Raw genomic sequence first — 18606 nt, forward strand, 5'->3', positions numbered from 1 at the left:
TCAGGTAAAACACTAATTTAACAGTGTTTTACCTGATTTCTTGTTATTTTCAGTTTCTTGCTATTGCTTGCGTTATATGTAACTATTATAAAATAAATGCTTATTACAGGGAAAGTATTAACCACTTAAAGTATCTTTTTCAATAATTCAAAAGAACGTTTGAGTTCCATTTTTTTTGTAATATAATCCAAATAAAAGGAGACATGGATTGAAACATTACACTATAAAGCAAGTGAATGCACTTGAATATCAAATTTTACAAAAGTTTCTTTATGAGGCATTATTTCAACCGGATCCCAAGAATCTCTTTCCATTTTCGATTGTCGAGACAGCAGAACTCAATAAATACATTGATAAATTTGGCCAATTGATAGGCGATTATGCCATTGCAAGTTATGATGGAGAAAATCCAATTGGCTTAGTTTGGGTACGACTTGTTGAAGGCTATGGGCATGTGGATAGTAAAACTCCAGAATTGAATATCTCTATCCTATCCCCATATCGTGGTAAGGGGATAGGGCGTACATTATTACAGAGTATGTTCCAATTACTAAAAGACAAAGACTACAAACAAGTATCGTTATCTGTGCAAAAGGCTAACCGAGCTTTGACGTTGTATCTAGCGCTAGGCTTCGAAATTTATACCGAGGATGAAGAAACGTTTACAATGATTTATTCATTGATTAATAATGATTAAGTAGACTACCTCGAGTCCAGTTTGCTTTTCGTTTATAAGAAGTTTAAAATGAGTAGATAATTAAGAAAAGAGGTAGTTGTATGCATGATTTTGTCGCCTTAGACGTTGAAACGGCCAATCAGAATCGTTATACGATTTGTTCCATCGGGATGGTACGTTTCAAATATGGGGAAATACTGGACAGTTATTACCAACTGATTAATCCAGATGAAAGTTTCTCATTGGCGAATATTCATGTTCATGGTATTCAAGAGCATGAGGTCATTTCTTCGCCGAGATTTTATGATATAACTAAACAAATTGAAGATTTTATTGGAGGACGACCGGTTGTTGCTCATAATGCAACGTTTGATATGGGCGCTTTGAAAGATAATTTTAATCGCTATGGTTTAGAAATACCTGCCTTTAAATATGCTTGTTCATATCAACTTGCAAGGGCAGTGCGAAAGAACTTTTATAACTATAAATTAAGTACGATTGCGAATTATTATGGCATACCTTTAACGCATCACGACGCTTTATCGGATGCTAAAGCTGCAGGTCTCATTGTATCTAAGTTTGTGCATGAAAATCGGTTTTCAAACTTAGATCAATTAGTTAGATTTGCAGGATATCAAAATTACGGTATGTTAGGTGGCACGGGCTTTAGAAAAGGTCGCATTCGTTAAACATTATAATGAGTCAGTCAGCAATAAGCTGGGTGGCTTTTTTTATAATATAAGGGTTTATAAGTTTTATATTGATTTATCCAGCTTTGTACTTTGTTCAAAATCAGAGAAAGCTATGACAATTGACCTGTTTACGGCCTTGCAAACCAGAACGGTAAGCAAGGCGCAATGGATATGGAATGAGCACTATAAATTCTTATAGTTTAAAAAAACGAACTCCGAGAGTTCGTCTTACTAATTTGATACTTACTTCACAATGCATTTAGATTTACCAACTACCTATGAGCTTTATAAGTAGACGGATATATTAATGAGTGAAATAAGAATATTTTTTCATATAGCAGTTGGAGCATCTGCGCCAGCTACTATTACTTTTAGAGCAATGAGTAAATTTTTCGAGTAAAGTATTTAATACTCTAAACTTGATTTTAATATTATGGTAAAAATTTTAGTGGTTAATCACTAACTTTCAAAATTAATAGAATGAAGTAATTCGATGTAATGAATTAACTTATAAAAGTCTATAATTTTTAAATCGCTAGGTGGACTGTAACCGTGTAGAACTGAATTTCTATTAATGAATTTATTTTTTTCAAAGTTATTTTTAAAGAAATATTCAGTTGTAGCAATTACCAAGCTTTTTAAATTTAGTTCATTCTCAGAGGACGAATCCTCATTAAAAAGTTTGTTTTGTCTATTTGCAATCCTCTTAATATTCCAAATGTCTACATGTATATTTTTAACTTTTTGGAATTTATTTATAAATAAAGCTTCAGAATAAGAATACAATGGATACATTAAAAGCATAAAGGTTGACGAAATATTATTTTCTTTAATTAAATTTAAAATATTCGTAAATAAGCTATTCCATCCAACTAAAGCTTCTTTTTGGATATCTTCTAAGACTATAGTTAGGTATTGATGATATCCTGGGTCACTATGGAGATAATTATAATATGCAATTTCCATAGTGGTATTTTTAGCTGCATCAAATAAATCATTATAATGAGATGCGTCACAACCACTAGGTAAAATATAACCTTTTCTCAATGTGTCAACGATAGTCTTTTTATATAGTTCAATACTTACTTTATTAAATTCTTTAGATGCATCTAATATTAACTTCGCTATTTTTAAGTCACTTAAATTTTCGTAAATAGCTTCACTTGAATTTTCTAATAAGTAGAAAGCTGTACTTTTATTAAATGCCATAAGAATTTCATCGTTAGAGTAAATCATATTTTAATACCTCCTTTTATAAAACAACAGATGGAATCATTAGTGTGTCATAAAACACAAGTATTCTAAGGTAGCCTCGAATATACATTGCAAACTAATTTGACATAAGAATTAATAACAGCCTATTTCCTTAGTTGGAGATAGGTTCATGTTTTGATGTGAGATTTCGAAGTCTTTATACATCAGAGTTTTAAGTTCGCCCCTTTATTTCAAAACGATTCAATTCTTTGTCTATTGAGTCTTTCCATTCAATATAATTATTTGTTTGTTTTGCATAATTTAAAAGTACACTCAATAAATCATACAAACAATCAATGGTACCATTGTTTGAGTATAAATACCTTATAACGTTGCTATATTGTTTTATAGTAAGCGGGACTACTATAATTATAAGTAGTAATCAATGTTAGGAGGATACACAATGACAATTTTAGAGGAAACTTTTACACTGCATAATGGTGTTAAAATTCCAAAATTAGGATTAGGGACATGGCAATCAGCGCCCGAAGATGCTTATAATGCAACGTTATTTGCTTTAAAAAATGGATATAGCCATGTTGATACTGCGATTGTTTATGGTAATGAAACAGAGGTTGGCCGAGCAGTTAGAGATTCAGGTCTAAAACGTGAGAATGTTTTTGTAACCACTAAAGTGCCGGCGGAACGTAAAACTTATCAAGAAGCCAAAGAGAGCATTGAACAAGCTTTAAGAGAATTAGATTTAGAGTATATTGACTTAATGTTAATTCATGCCCCACGTCCATGGGCAATCATGCATGAAAATCCGGAAAATTTGAAATATTTTGAAGAAAACCGTGAAGTGTGGCGTGCATTAGAAGAAGCTTATGAGGCAGGAAGTATCAAAGCGATTGGCGTATCAAACTTTGATGTTAAAGATTTAGAAAATATTATGGAAGCTTGTAAAGTAAAACCAATGGTCAACCAAATTATATATCATATCGGAAAAACCAACCCTGAAGTGTTAGAGTTTTGTAAAGCCAATGATATTTTAGTTGAAGGTTATTCACCGATTGCTACTGGGCGACTATTAGGCAATGAACAAATTGAAAAGATGGCCTCTAAATATGATAAATCAATTCCGCAAATTTGCATTCGCTATTTATTAGAAAAAGACATTTTACCTCTACCAAAATCTGTTCATGAAAAATATATTATTGAGAATGCGAAATTAGATTTTGAAATTGAATTAGATGATATGGAATATTTAGACTCAATTCAATAAAATGCAAATTATTGGTAAGTTTTGATAAAAAATATAGGATATAAGAAAGCGCTCTATTCACCTGAACGCAAAAATGATAAACTAATCTTCAAAGAGAGAAGGTTAGTTTATTTTGATGAAAGTGGGAAGAAAAATGAAAATACTCTGTTTTGATATGGGAGGAACAGCTGTCAAATATGGTGTTTGGGATGACGACAAGATAACGAATACTGGATCGTTTAAAACTCCAACAACTTGGGATGAAATGAAACAACAAATGGAACAAGTGGCAACTAAATTCGCTGATGTTGAAGGGGTCGGTATTAGCTCGCCAGGTTCTGTCGATTCAAAATTAGGGGTGATCAGAGGCATTAGTGCCATTCCTTATATCCATAATTTTGAAATTGTTAAAGAATTGACAGAGTTATTCAATAAACAAGTAACCATTGAAAATGATGCGAATTCAGCGGCTTTAGCAGAACTTTATTATGGCAGAGCAAAAGACTTAAACAATGTCGTTTTTTATATTATTGGTTCGGGAATTGGTGGAGCTGTTAGTATCAATAAACAACTTGTTAAAGGGGCGAATCTATTTGGTGGCGAAATAGGGTATATGTTAATGGATGATAAAAAAACATTGAGTCAAATTGCTAGTCCGGTAGAAACAGCTAAACGCTATCATTTAGAATCAGGCAAAGACTTATTTGACTTAGCAGCTAAAGGGAATGAACAAGCGAAGGTAGGTGCTGAGGAAGTCCATGATACTTTGGCTAGAAGTATGTATAATGTGGCTTTAATGCTAGACCCTGAACTCATTTTAATTGGAGGGGGTATCTCACAAAGAAATGATTTTGTATCCCCCATCCAAGTAAAGCTTGACCACTATTTAAAAGCAAACGGTGCAGGTGATTTGAAGATTAAGATTGATCGTTGTGAATTTCTGCAAAATGCGAACTTAATTGGTGCGGCGGTTAATTATCAAAATACAACAGATTAGAGCAATAATTGAGATAAATGGAAGATAGCTTACGAATTTAAATTTTAAGTGACTAGATTCATTTATGGATTAACTAATATTAATCAATTTCAATTTATTTTTATTGGACGGCATTAGAAATGAAAAATTAATTTATCTTCTAATGTCTTTTTTTGTACCTGTTTGATGATAAAAATGTCGTTTTTATGCGGTTTTATTGCTATAATGATAAAATATCAACATTATTAAGAATAAAATATAAAACATTAATGTTTGCGGAAATACAGGTAAAATACTGTTTTAACGGTGTTTATATAATGTTTCTAATAAACATTATAATTTGAATATTTTGAGATTATTTTAAAATTATATATTTTTTGATAATGTAAGCGGATACTTTAATGTTATTAATATGCTATTTTAGTCAGAAACATAGTAACCACTGTCATAAAATATTGATATGATAAAGACATCAAATGACATTAAGTAATTAATGGCAATAATTAGGAGGGGTTTGAGGGGTTTTATGAGAAAATTGTTGGCGAAAAGTTGTTTAGCATTGACACTTAGTTCAGTTTTATTATCGTCTGCAGCATCATTAGTTAAGGTAAATGCTGAAGAAGGTAAAGTAATTAATATTTATTCATGGAATAATGAATTTCGTGACCGTGTAACGGCAGTTTATTCTAAAGTAGAAAGTACATCTGAAGATGGAACCGTAACAAAATTAACAGATGGTACTGAGATTCACTGGATTGTAAATCCTAATCAAGATGGTGTATATCAACAAAAATTAGACGAGGTATTATTAAGACAAGCAGACGCTAGTGCCGATGAAAAAGTAGATGTTTTCTTATCTGAAACTGACTATGTTAATAAATACGTTGACGAAGCAGTTGATGTGGCAATGCCACTAATGGATTTAGGCATTGATCCAGAAAAAGACTTAGCGGATCAATTTGACTTCGCTAAAGCAACACCTTCTGATCAAAGTGGCGTTCAAAGAGGATCTACTTGGCAAGGAACACCAGGGCTATTAGTGTATCGTCGTGATATCGCTAAAGAAGTATTCGGAACCGATGACCCAGCAGAAATTGCTAAAAAGACTGAAAATTGGGATGTATTAAAACAAACAGCAGAGGAATTAAAAGATAAAGGTTATCATGTTTTCTCTTCTTATGCTGATACTTTCCGTTTATATGGTAATGCGATTGAACATCCATGGGTTGAGAAAGATTCAACTGTTATAAATGTCGATCAAAAAATTCTTGATTGGATAAATGATTCTAAAGAATGGAAAGACGCAGGCTATTTTGATGAGACAGTAAAAGCGCAATGGAATGATGATTGGAATAAAGCGATGAGTTCAGAATCTAGATCATTTGCTTTCTTATTACCAGCTTGGGGTATTGACTTCGTATTAAAACCGAACTGGAATGGCGAAGCAAATTCTTGGGCAGTAACTACACCTCCTCAAGAATTTAATTGGGGTGGTTCTTACATTCATGCAGCTGCTGGAACAGATAATGTCGAACATGCAAAAGAAATCATCATGGAATTAACAGCAAATAAAGATAACTTAATGAAGATTTCTAAAGAGTACTTAGACTTTACCAATACTAAAAGCGGTATGAAAGAAGTAAGTGAAGATGATACCTTCTCACATGAATTCTTAGGTGGACAAAATCCATTTACTTACTTTACACCTGTTGCCGAAAATATTAAAGTAGCACGATTATCAGCTTATGACCAAGCGTGTGTGGAAGAAATTCAAAATACATTTGGCGATTACTTCCAAGAACAAGTTACATTTGATGAAGCAAAAGCAAACTTTGAAACTGCGATTAAAGAACGCCATCCAGAAATTACTGAAATTAAATGGCCAGAATAATCAAGTAAAATAATATTTAATAAGGCGAAGTAAGCAGTCGATAACTTGCTTTACTTCGCTTTATTTCTTGGAGGGAATGAAGCCAGCGATTGCGGTTCAATCCATTTTCGTTTTCGTAGGAGCATGGAATAATTACTTTATTCCAGCATTGATTATTGACTCAAAAGACAAAATGACTGTGCCAGTTTTAATTGCGACTTTACGTGGAGCGGACTTTATGAACTTCGATATGGCGAAGGTTTATATGATGATTGTGGTTGCTATCATTCCTATTGTGATTGTTTATCTGTTGTTATCTAAGTACATCATTGCTGGTGTTACTTTAGGAAGTGTGAAGGAATAAAAATATATAGAGAAAGAGGTTCGTTATAGATGAAAAAAAGTTCAAAGAAATGGTTGTCTTTATTATCGATTATGGCATTAGGTAATTTAACACCGATTAATATCTTAGCAGAGGATTCAACAAGTGTGGAAGAAACATCGATTGAAACACAAGAAGTTAAATCAGACGATTCAACAACGACAGAAAGCTCAAATGAAGGAACATCTAAAGTGGAATACGCTAGTGAGTACCTTGAAAAATACCAAGAGCAAGGAGTTAACTTTGAAGAGTATGGCTTTGTATGGGGCGATGAATTTGAGGGAGATCAACTAAATCGTGATGATTGGAATGTTGAATTGCATGAGCCTGGTTGGGTAAATGAAGAGTGGCAAGAATATATTGATGATGAAAAAGTTTTACAAGTAAATGATGGAAAATTAGTAATTCAACCAGTAAAAGAGTCAGTTGATGGTCAAGACCTGTATTATTCTGGTCGTGTTAATACACAAAACAAACAAAATTTTAAATATGGTTTTTTTGAAGCGAAAGTAAGAGTCCCTAAAGGGCAAGGCTATTTACCTGCATTTTGGTTGATGTCTGCAGATGAAAATGTCTATGGACAATGGCCGCGTGCTGGTGAAATTGATATCATGGAAATACATGGTAGTGATACGACTAAAAGTTATGGAACAATCCATTACGGTAATCCACATCGTGAAAGTCAAGGCGAAATGCAATTGACTAAAGGCGATTTTAACGAAGAGTATCATATATTTGCACTCGAATGGTTACCTGGAAAAATCAATTGGTTTGTCGATGGCCAATTGATTCATTCTGAAAGCGAATGGTATTCAAAGACAGAAGGACAAGGTGAAATTACCTACCCTGCGCCATTTGATTCAGAATTTTACGTGACTTTAAACTTAGCGGTAGGTGGTAGTTGGATTGGCTATCCAGATGATTCAACTGAATTTGAAGGACAATCCTTTGATATTGATTATGTCAGAGTTTATCAAAAAGAAACTTATGATGAAAATGTTAAAAAACCTTTACAAGAATTTACTGCACGTGAAGCCGATGAATCAGGCAACTACATTGTTAATGGTGATTTTTCAGAAAGCGAAGAATTATTGGATGAAGACAATTGGGTTTTCTTGACCACGCAAGGTGGCGAGGCAGAAGCGAGTATTGCAGATAATCAGTTATCGATTAATACCACTTCTGCGGGCGAGGTGGATTATAGTGTGCAGTTAGTTCAAGCTAATTTGCCAATGGAACAAAATTATCAATATCAAGTTAGCTTCACGGCTTGGAGTGACCAAGAACGTTTGGTTAAAGTGAATCTGACCGGTCCAGATAATGGTTATATTCGTTATTTTGAGGAACAAGAACTTGAATTAACCTCAGAACCACAAATGTTTGAGTTTGAATTTACAATGAATGAAGCTTCAGATGAAAATGGACGATTAGAGTTTAATCTAGGAGCCTACGATGAAGCCTCTCCATTTTACTTAAAAGGCGTCAGTGTGAAGCGTTTAGAAAAAACTGAAGCTTCTGATACGGCCGAAAGTAAAACCGTATTATCAGATGGTAATTATGTTTATAATGGTAAATTCCAAGAGGGTGACTATCATATTGGTTTTTGGCAATGGGACGGTGGTTCAATTGAAGAAGCTATTTCTCCGTTGGAAGACGGTCGCCGTTTAATTATTGCTGGAGGTAAGGAGAGTACCTTAATGCAAGAGCAGCTACCATTAGATGCTGGGGTAGAGTATGAATTTTCCCTAGATATTGAAGCTGAAGAAGACTTTACACTTAAAGGTAAGATTGGTGAATCTACATTCGAGTTACCTGTAGAAAAAGGGTTAAATCCTTATCGTTATAGCTTTACTTTAGAGGAGAATCAGATCGATAATACCGATCTAATTCTAAACTTTGATAATGTGAATGAAGTCAGAGTCGATAATGTAAAAGTGCAAGAAAATCGTTTAATTAAAAATGGAAGCTTTGATGCGGGCTTAACGGGTTATAATGCATTTATGGATGCTTCTGCTAATGCAACGGTTGTGGTGGATAGCTTGAATGAGGACAATGCAGCTGATTTTACGATATATAATACAGGAGACCAAGCTTGGAAAATTCAATTGATTCAAGAACAAGTTCCTTTAATAAAAGGGAAGACTTATCGCTTAACCTTTAAGGCCAAAAGTAGTGTGGATCGTAGTATTATGTATGCTTTGCAACGAGATGGGAAATCTGATGATGTTTGGACGACTTATTTGCCAGAACAGATTGTTCCTTTAAAGGCTGACTATCAAGAGTATAGTTATGAATTTGCGATGGAAGAACCAGATGATTTGCAAGCGATGTTGAGTATTTCGTTAGGTGCTGTGGAAGATAAAGTTATCGAACAAGAACATCGCGTAGTGATTGACGATATCGAACTAGAAGAAGTAAACTAAAGAAAAGACAATAAATGGAATGAAGTTGAGGTGTTAAAATGAATCCGTTGAATGATAAATGGATTATGAATTCCGATTTAGAACAAATCGGGATAAAGCACCGCAAATTATCGGAAGAGTATTTATTTTATAAAGCGGTAGCAGACGGCAATTTGGGTGCGATAGATAAAAATTTACGAGCAAATAAATTTATTGAAGCGGTAAAAACTGATCCAGAATGGCTATTGTATTTTGGATTGATTGCTCTTATCATTTTTGCAGTATTCATGGGAGTGACAACAAACTCTTTTCACTGGATACATCTGATTGTCCGATTAATCACTTCAATTACGCTTATATTCGTATGGAATTGGTTGAAATAAGATAACTAATGATTGTTGAATAAATCAATTGTTAGATGTTATCTTACCTTAATTTTGAAAAGTTTCTAAAAATTCAGGTAAAACACTAATTTAACAGTGTTTTACCTGATTTCTTGTTATTTTCAGTTTCTTACTATTGCTTGCGTTATATGTAACTATTATAAAATAAATGCTTATTACAGGGAAAGTATTAACCACTTAAAGTATCTTTTTCAATAATTATTGGTTCATCCACTACCACAAGAAATTCAAGGAGAAATTAAAGCTTATTTAGATACTATGCTAATTTCACTAATTAAACAAAATAAGGATATCGTTCTAGATTATTCTTTCTGGTCGGTAGGTAGCAGATGAGAGTACCTTCAATTATTAAAACAGTTTGGGATTAAAGCACTTATTTTATATATTGAGACACCTAAAGAGATTGTCCTGGAACGCCTTCGCCTAAGGACTGGTAAGCATCCAAATGATATTATTTTAAGCAAGGAAACAACTTCTCAGTATTATGACCAGTTTCAAAAGCCCAGTCTTGAGGAAGCAGAAGTCATAGTAGTTAAAGGCTATTAATCGTTTTTGTAAGCGCTTTTTTAAGAACTCACTACTCACTCGAAATTATAGAATACCTAACTAGGCATTCTTACTTCAGGCTGTATCATTGGAGTGTGCGTTCTTTTATATGTATAGTATAAGTAGACACTAGAACTTGAAAGGATTGAAATGTATGACTCAAAATCTAACACCAGAACTAGTCTATTATGCTGGCAATCAATTATTAGAAGGTCCACACTGGGATGAAGAGAACAATTTACTATATTTCGTATCGATTGAAGATCAGATGATTTATCAATTTAATGAAAAAACAACTGAGATACAGACTTATCCAACTAGTGGCCCGGTAGGAGCCGCTGTACTGACAGAAGGTGGCTATATTCTTTCAGCTGAAAAGGATGGCTTATATTCCATTGATCCTGATACTAAGAAAAGAACCTTTCTAATGCAACCGAACACGGATGACCGTTTACGTTATAATGATGGGAAATTGGATCCAAAGGGGCGTTTCCTAATCGGCACCATGGGTTATGGTGAAACGCTTGAAGGAGCAGCCAGTTTGTTTGTGATTGATAATGGACACTTTAAAGAAATTCTGACAGATTTAACATTATCAAATGGACTCGGTTGGTCTGCGGATGGCAGGACTTTCTATCACATCGATACACCGACGAATAAAATTCATAAATATGATTATGATTTAATGACTGCCGATCTCTCGAACAAGCAAATGGTTGTGGAGATTACAGATGGTGGTTCACCGGATGGCATGTGTGTCGATTTAGATGGGAATTTATGGGTGGCAGAATACGGTGGTAAGAGAATTTGTAAATGGGATAGCCAAACGGGTGAACAATTAATTGAAATCCCAATGCCAGTTTCTAACATCACGTCTTGTTGTTTAGGCGGTAGTGAGCAAGAATTTCTCTATATCACGACTGCTAAACAAGATGGCGAAGCTTTATCAGGCGGTTTATTCAAAGTGAAAATCAGATAATTTAAACACGGCTGTTCCTTATAATAAGGAGCAGTTTTTTATTTTTGGATAGGAGTGAGAGAGTTAGTCTCCTTCCGATGGTTAGTGCAGGATTAGCAGTTGGGGAACTTAAATACTATCAACTATTTTTGATAAAAAGCGTACTAAATGATAATCTTTCATGATATAGTAAACTGGATATAGCCAACAAGGATTGATTCAAGGTCATCTGGATAATACTATTAAAGAAATCAAACATATTGAGCAGGGTTTCTTAGAACAGTTTCTTTATGAAGCATTTTTTTCAAACCAGATGCCATTTTCAGCAAATGAAGGACCTGATTTAAGTAAGTATTCCTCTAAGTTTGGTCAACTGCCATAGATGATGCCATTGGGACGTTCGATGGAGCCGAAATTGTTGTTTTGGTGTGGGGCGACTCGTTGAAGGGTATGGCCCTATCGACAAAAACACAACAGAATTAAATACTACCTTATTAGAAGGGCATCGGGACAAGTAATCCGGACAATCTGATTAAGCAGGCGTCAAAAGGCTATCAACAGGTATCATTATCCATTCAAAAAGCTAACAGAGCTGTCCATCTTTATCATGCACTTGGTTTCGGGGTTCATTCTGAAGATGAAGAGACAAAAAAGATGGGCTATTTTCTTTAATACTTCGTCAGCTTATGAGGTCGCATAGATGAAGAGTAGCCCTATCGTGTTCGTGATATTGCAATGGATAATTGTTTAGTTTATTATTTAGTGTCAATGAAAGGGGAGATTAGATGCATGATTTCGTCGCTTTGGACGTGGAGACGGCCAATCGCAATCGTTATAGCATTTGTTCCATCGGGATGGTTAAGTTTAAAGATGGAGATATTTTAGATACTTATTATAAATTAATTAATCCGGATGAGAGTTTTTCGTTAGAGAATATTAGAATTCATGGAATCCAGGAGCATGAGGTGATTACGGCGCCACGTTTTTATAATTTGTCATACGAAATAGAGCGGTTTATCGGTGGTCGACCGGTCGTGGCTCATAATGCGACGTTTGATATGGGGGCTTTGAAAGATAATTATAATCGTTATGGCTTGGATATTGCGCCTTTAAAGTATGCGTGTTCTTATCAGTTAGCAAGAGCGGTGCGTAAGAATTTTTACAACTATAAATTAAGTACGATTTCTAATTATTATGGAATTCCTTTAACGCATCATGATGCCTTATCGGATGCTAGGGCTGCCGGGCTGATTACCTCTAATTTTATTCATGAAAATCGTTTTGTAAATTTAGATCAATTAGTGCGTTTTGCAGGCTATCCCAACTATGGCGTCTTGGGTGGCAATGGTTTTAAAAAAGGGCGTAGTCGTTAGAATGAGCATAAAAAACCCACTTTGGAATCAGATCCAGTGGGTTTTTTTTTGCTTGTAGTTTAATTAACGATATTTGTTGGCTTTCCATCTAAGAATGCTAAGGTATTGTCAAAGGCAATATGGGCACGTAAGACCATGGCTTCATCGGTAAGATAAGCAACATGAGGGGTCAAAACGGCGTTTTTAGCTTTCAATAAGGGATAGTCTGCTGGTATTGGAGGTTCCATATCAAAAACATCAATACCTGCTCCAGCAATTTTATCAGCATTTAATAATTCGGCTAGCGCATCGTTATCAATGATTGGGCCGCGCGCACAGTTAATTAAAATAGCAGATTCTTTCATTAGTTCAAGTTTTTCTCGTGAAATAGTGCCACGAGTCGAATCGCTGAGAGGTAAATGAATTGAGACGATATCACTTTGCGCCATTAATTCATCAAGACTTACGTATTCAATACCTAAGTCGATTGCTTCTTGTTTTTCGCTACGATTATAGCCAATTAATTTAGCGCCAAAAGCTTTAAATAACTGAGCTGTCATTAAACCGATTTTGCCGGTACCGACAATCCCGACTGTTTTACCTTTAATTTCACGACCTTGGATTAAGCCAGGAAAAGCGTCTGCTTTACGAATGTCTGCGTCGCCTGCAGTCAGCGAGCGGTAAACATCAAGGGTTAAACCAATCACTAATTCAGCAACGGCTTGGTTAGAATAGCCGGCTGCATTTGAAATCGCGATGCTTTTCGCTTTAGCAGCGGGGCCGTCTACGTGGTCGACGCCAGTAAAGGCAACGTTAATTAGTTTAAGGTCGTCTAATTTATCAATCACTTCAGCAGGGTAAGGGTTATTAGCAATCATGACGATGTCAGCGCCTTGACTACGTGTGTATAATTCCTCAGGATCAGTCGTTTTATCTGTATAGTATTTAAATTCGTGTCCACGAACCTTAATTGCTTGACCTAATTCTTCAATTAATGCATCTGGAACGCGCAATGGTTCTATTAGTTTCACTTTCATTGTTAGCTTCCTTCCTACAATACATATTTAAGCAAGATTGGCGAAAGTCCGAGAAAAGAGTATACTAATCAGGTAAACTGCCAATTTGCGTTATTACCATTATATCAGATAATCCATTATAGGATGGCTTAATAGTGGTAAAGGTAACAGCTGAATTGGACAAAGACTAATTTGGAGAGAGAAACATGGTATTATTTAAAGCTGAAAAAGTAACAGAGGCGATTACGAGAATTGTGATGCCTTATGTCTGTGCTTATTTAATAGAAGGAAAGGACCGAGCCGTCTTAGTGGACACTGGCTTTGGTTATGGCGATTTAAAAGCCTTTGTCGAAGAATTGACTCAGTTGCCATATGACGTTCTATTAACGCATGCTCACCCTGATCATGCCGGAGGGAGCGCTCAGTTCGAGAAGGTGTATTTAAACCCAAGAGAATTTATTGCGGCACAAAGAGATTGTTCGATTGAGAATCGACGGGCCATTCGTCAATATGTCACACGTAAATCTGGCGTGTTGGAAGACAAAGTCGAATTATGGCAGCCACAAAGACAAGCAGATTTTACGCCTTTAGAAGAAGAGGATGTGTTTGATCTAGGTGGGCTGAGTTTGTTGCCGGTCTTAGTGCCGGGACATTCTCAAGGGATTATGTGTTTTATTATTAAGGAAGAGCGGGTGGCTATTTTTGGTGATGCGTGTTCGGATCCCACTTTATTGAATTTAGATGCAAGCACCTCCATTAGAGAACATTTGAAAGGTCTATTGCATTTAAGAAGCTTTGAGGGGCTGTTCGACCATGTCTTAATCAATCACACTGACTTTCACATTGCTAAAGAGGTACTGGCGAATAATATATTACTAGCTCAGAATATTATTCACGGAGTGGATGATAAAATTCGGATTCGTATGTCAGGTAAAGTGTCTTATTCAGCCCGACCGAATCGACTGAAGAATAAGTATCAAATGGTTCCTGTGGGAAATATTATATATACAGAAGAAAAGTTATGATTTACTTAACTTTTTGTTTACTTTTATCTAATGTTGTAGTAGATTTAAAACTGTAATATAAATTACTATATTTAGAAAGGAGAATTATTGATGTACAATTTATTACTAGGCAACACTCAAATGAAATTGAATAGTCGAACTCCTTTCGTGGTTAATGAAATCTAGCCTTGCTGGACTGTAGGTAGCTAAATTTTTGTTAACATTATTTTCTGCAACTATGTCTATTAACCTAGGCCTACGCAAAAGGAAGAGTTTACTTCTGGATGTGTAGGCCTTTTTGTGCAGAAAAATAATGGCCACGAGAGAAAAAGCAGTAAGAAAGAGAGGCAGTTTATAGATGTTATTAGCTTTATGGCAGTATGTAAAAAAACATCCGATAGTTTATACTTTGGGCGGATCTTTGGCGATCATTTCAAGTCTTTTATACTTGATCCCCAATTATTTAATCCAATTATTTGTGGATGCGATCGTCCAAAGTACGTTAACGATACCGGATTTAACGACGTATTTATTAATTTATGCAATCACGATGGTTTTAATTTATTTAACCGAAGCAGGCTGGGTGATTTTAATTTTTGGCCAGTCAATGAAATATCAAAAAGAATTAAGAACAAGTATGTTTCGTCACCTTCTAACGCTAAGAGCGCCGTTTTATGAACGACTTCGTTCTGGTGACTTAATGACGCGTATGACGACAGATATTGATTTTATGGGGCAATCGATCGGCTATGGTTTCATGTTAATCGTGGCAGACGGCGCGTTGATGCTCGGTGTGTTAGCAATGATGATCGCGACGATTTCTTGGCAAGCGACTTTATTGAGTTCGATTCCCTTGGTGGTCTTTGGTTTTATTGTCTATCGTTTGGGGATGGAAGTAGACAAACGCTATGAGAAAAGTCGAGATGAAGTTGCCCAATTAAGTAACGAAGTCTTAGAAGTAGTAGATGGGGTACGTGTCATGCGTGCCTATGGTAAAAAGGAATTAGAGCAAGCACGTTTTCAAGAAAAAACCGAAAAAGTGATGGGTAAAGCAAATGATTTAATTTGGATTAATGGTGCCTTTCGTCAAGTAGCCCGCGTCTTTTCCGGCTTATCCATTGCGATTGGTTTATTATATGGCGGTTACTTAGTGGGTGAGGGGCAAATGACAATTGGTGAATTAGTGACCTTTCAAATTTACTTGAGTTATTTAAATGGCTCTATTTGGGGGATGTCTGATTTAGTGGCAGTCTACCAACAAGGGAAAGTTTCATACCGTAAAATTCATGAATTAGAAACAGCAGATGATTTAGTCGAAAAGGATGGCGAACTTGCGATCAGCCAAATCGATAGTATTCAATTTGAAAATTATCTGTTTGCTTACCCCGACGATTTGAATGCAACCTTAGCCGATGTGTCCTTTACTTTAAATAGAGGAGAAACGCTAGGTATCGTAGGTAAAACGGGGAGTGGCAAGTCGACGTTGATTAAACAATTATTGAGGCAGTATCCAATTAGTCAACAAGGGTCTATCTTAATTAATCAAGAAGCCATTAGACAATATAAAGTGGCAGATTTAGAACAGTTAATCGGCTATGTCCCACAAGAACATATTTTATTCTCAAAAACAGTGCGCCATAATATTGAGTTTGGTAATGCTGAAGCTGACGAATCAGGGTTTAACGCTGCCATTCAAACGGCGGACTTCGAAAAAGATATTAAGAATATGAGTGAAGGTCTTGAAACTTTAATTGGAGAAAAAGGTGTGGCAATTTCTGGAGGTCAAAAACAAAGAGTATCTATGGCTCGTGCGATGATACGTGAACCAGAGTTACTTATCTTAGATGATTCATTATCAGCGGTTGATGCAAAGACTGAACAAGCGATTATCGCAAATATTCAGAAAGTGCGTAATAATAAAACGACGATTATTGTGACTCACCGTTTATCTGCTGTATCGCATGCGGATCATATTCTTGTCATTGAAGAGGGTCGTATTACTGAATCAGGGACACCACAAGAACTGCTTGCCTCTAAAGGTTGGTTTTACAAACAACATGAAAAACAACAAATGGAGGTGGTAGATTATGACAACATTTAATCGCTTATTAACGTATGTACGTTATCGAAAAGTGAGTTACAGTATTGGAATCGTTTTATTATTAATATCGGCCGGCTTGTCGATTTATGCACCTATTTTGGGAAGTCAGTTAATTAACTATGTCTCTGAGCAAACACAAGCAAAAGCTGTAATCGAATGGCCAGTGTTAGTTCAATTATTTTCGTATTATTTGGCTTTCGTTTTTACGAGTGCAGCTATCGGCTATGCAAGCTATATCATTTTAGCTTATGCATCCAATGATATTGGACGAATCATTCGGAACCAAGTTCATGAACATATGCAAGAATTGCCTATTTCATATTTTGATGATAAACCCGCCGCGAAAATTTCTGCACGGATTGTAAACGATACGGAAGTTTTAAGAGAGAATTTTTATCAAAACTTTTCAACCCAAGTGTTACTCAATGGTGTTCAAGTGGTTGGAACGTATATTGCTTTATTCTTAGTAAGTAAGCCAATAGGCTTAGCGATGTTAGGTTTAATTCCGATTTTTATTATTTGGCAGTTAGCTTATATGAAATTGGTTCAGCCACTCAACCATCGTTGGCGAGAGTCGGTTAGTGAAATGAATAGTCAAACGGCTGAAATTGTACAGGGAGCTTCAATTGTTCAATTGTTTCACCGTCAACAATCAATGGAAGATGAATTTGAAAAAACAAATCAAGAGTGGTTGGAATCGCGTAAAAAAACAAACTATATTGATTCAACTTTAACGTGGAATATCTCAGGCTTATTGAAGCATCTTGTGACTTTATTTGTGATGATGTACCTTGGTACGCGTTTTTCGAATGGAGTATTAGGTTATTCAACGGGTATTTTATTTATATTGATTGACTATGTGTCACGTATATTTGATCCTATAAGTATGATTGTTCGTTTAATGACGATGCTCCAACAAGCGCTTGTGGCTGGTCATCGAGTGTTTGAACTGCTAGATACACCGGTTGAAGTAGATAGCCAAGCGACTTTAGCCGTCGGTGAAGGTGTAGTGAGCTTTGAGCATGTCAACTTTGGCTATAAAGAAAACCATCAAGTGTTGAAAGATATCAATTTCACTGTCAAGAAAGGACAAACAGTTGGTTTAGTTGGTCATACAGGCTCAGGAAAGAGTTCGATTATTAACTTACTGTTTCGTTTCTATGATCCACAAAGTGGACAAGTACTCATTGATGGTCAGAATATTTATGACTATAGTCGTGAAAGTGTTCGAGATAAAATGGGGATTGTTTTGCAAGAACCTTATTTATTTACTGGGACAATCGCGAGTAATATTAGTATGAATGATGAAACAATTACTGAAGAGACTATCCTTAATGCGATTGATAAAGTCGGAGCAAGACCAATGATTGATAAATTGGAAAAAGGGATTTATACCGAAGTTGTTGAAAAAGGGCAATCATTGTCGTCTGGAGAAAGGCAATTGATTTCTTTTGCACGTACATTGGCCAGTGATCCTAAAATTCTAATCCTTGATGAAGCCACTTCTCATATCGACTCACAAACAGAAGAAGTGATTCAACATGCGATGAATGTCGTAAAAGAAGGGCGTACAACATTTATTATCGCCCATCGATTATCAACGATTCAAAATGCTGATCAAATAATTCTACTTGATCAAGGCGTGATTCGCGAACAGGGTAATCACCACGAACTACTGACGTTGAATGGCCAGTATGCCGAAATGTTCCGAATGCAAGGGAAAGTTTCAACCGTTATTTAATAAAAAGAAGCCAAACTGTTTGCTTTTA

15 protein-coding genes are annotated in these 18606 nt (G+C 35.5%); 13 read left to right on the plus strand and 2 right to left on the minus strand.

Annotated features, from left to right (window positions below):
- Positions 1-208 precede the first annotated feature (208 nt).
- Positions 209-697, plus strand: a complete 489-nt coding sequence (locus ACTQ5J_RS01545) for a GNAT family N-acetyltransferase (protein WP_407090318.1) — start codon at positions 209-211, stop codon at positions 695-697.
- A gap of 80 nt (positions 698-777) precedes the next feature.
- Positions 778-1365, plus strand: a complete 588-nt coding sequence (locus ACTQ5J_RS01550) for a 3'-5' exonuclease (RefSeq protein WP_441750223.1) — start codon at positions 778-780, stop codon at positions 1363-1365.
- A gap of 462 nt (positions 1366-1827) precedes the next feature.
- Here the strand turns inward: ACTQ5J_RS01550 and ACTQ5J_RS01555 are convergent, their stop codons facing one another.
- Positions 1828-2604: a hypothetical protein gene (locus ACTQ5J_RS01555; protein ID WP_441750225.1), complete on the minus strand. Its 777-nt coding sequence runs from the start codon at positions 2602-2604 to the stop codon at positions 1828-1830.
- A gap of 421 nt (positions 2605-3025) precedes the next feature.
- Here ACTQ5J_RS01555 and ACTQ5J_RS01560 point away from each other — a divergent pair, with 421 nt between their 5' ends.
- From ACTQ5J_RS01560 to ACTQ5J_RS01595, 8 genes are all read left to right on the plus strand, one after another.
- The gene (locus tag ACTQ5J_RS01560) at positions 3026-3847 is read left to right on the plus strand and encodes an aldo/keto reductase (protein WP_441750227.1); all 822 of its coding nucleotides are present in this window, start codon (positions 3026-3028) and stop codon (positions 3845-3847) included.
- Between the two features lie 133 nt (positions 3848-3980).
- A complete protein-coding gene (locus ACTQ5J_RS01565; protein WP_441750229.1) occupies positions 3981-4823 on the plus strand; it encodes an ROK family protein in 843 nt (280 codons plus the stop codon).
- A gap of 505 nt (positions 4824-5328) precedes the next feature.
- Entirely contained in the window at positions 5329-6693 is a 1365-nt protein-coding gene (locus ACTQ5J_RS01570) for a carbohydrate ABC transporter substrate-binding protein (protein WP_441750231.1), read from the plus strand.
- Positions 6694-6769: 76 nt separating this feature from the next.
- On the plus strand, positions 6770-7036 hold the full coding sequence (locus tag ACTQ5J_RS01575) for a hypothetical protein (protein ID WP_253940803.1): 267 nt from the start codon (positions 6770-6772) through the stop codon (positions 7034-7036).
- Between the two features lie 29 nt (positions 7037-7065).
- Positions 7066-9477, plus strand: coding sequence for a carbohydrate binding domain-containing protein (locus tag ACTQ5J_RS01580; protein WP_441750232.1), 2412 nt, complete (start codon positions 7066-7068; stop codon positions 9475-9477).
- Positions 9478-9515: 38 nt separating this feature from the next.
- Positions 9516-9839 carry a hypothetical protein gene (locus ACTQ5J_RS01585; protein WP_441750234.1) on the plus strand — a complete coding sequence of 108 codons (324 nt, stop codon included), beginning with the start codon at positions 9516-9518 and terminating at the stop codon, positions 9837-9839.
- 721 nt (positions 9840-10560) lie between these two features.
- Positions 10561-11385, plus strand: coding sequence for an SMP-30/gluconolactonase/LRE family protein (locus ACTQ5J_RS01590; RefSeq protein ID WP_441750235.1), 825 nt, complete (start codon positions 10561-10563; stop codon positions 11383-11385).
- Between the two features lie 764 nt (positions 11386-12149).
- Positions 12150-12737 carry a 3'-5' exonuclease gene (locus tag ACTQ5J_RS01595; protein ID WP_441750236.1) on the plus strand — a complete coding sequence of 196 codons (588 nt, stop codon included), beginning with the start codon at positions 12150-12152 and terminating at the stop codon, positions 12735-12737.
- A 59-nt stretch (positions 12738-12796) separates the two neighbouring features.
- On the opposite strand, the gene ACTQ5J_RS01600 is transcribed toward ACTQ5J_RS01595, so the two are convergent.
- Complete coding sequence (locus ACTQ5J_RS01600; protein WP_441750237.1) at positions 12797-13753, minus strand: 2-hydroxyacid dehydrogenase; 957 nt, start codon at positions 13751-13753, stop codon at positions 12797-12799.
- Between the two features lie 185 nt (positions 13754-13938).
- On the opposite strand from ACTQ5J_RS01600, the gene ACTQ5J_RS01605 reads away from it, so the two are divergent.
- From ACTQ5J_RS01605 to ACTQ5J_RS01615, 3 genes are all read left to right on the plus strand, one after another.
- Positions 13939-14757: an MBL fold metallo-hydrolase gene (locus ACTQ5J_RS01605; protein WP_441750238.1), complete on the plus strand. Its 819-nt coding sequence runs from the start codon at positions 13939-13941 to the stop codon at positions 14755-14757.
- A 337-nt stretch (positions 14758-15094) separates the two neighbouring features.
- Positions 15095-16837: an ABC transporter ATP-binding protein gene (locus ACTQ5J_RS01610; protein ID WP_441750239.1), complete on the plus strand. Its 1743-nt coding sequence runs from the start codon at positions 15095-15097 to the stop codon at positions 16835-16837.
- Entirely contained in the window at positions 16824-18578 is a 1755-nt protein-coding gene (locus tag ACTQ5J_RS01615; protein ID WP_441750240.1) for an ABC transporter ATP-binding protein, read from the plus strand. Before ACTQ5J_RS01610 ends, ACTQ5J_RS01615 begins: the two co-directional genes overlap by 14 nt.
- Positions 18579-18606: the final 28 nt, after the last annotated feature.

Origin of the sequence: Fundicoccus sp. Sow4_F4, assembly GCF_052116145.1 — a bacterium.
Lineage (GTDB): Bacteria > Bacillota > Bacilli > Lactobacillales > Aerococcaceae > Fundicoccus.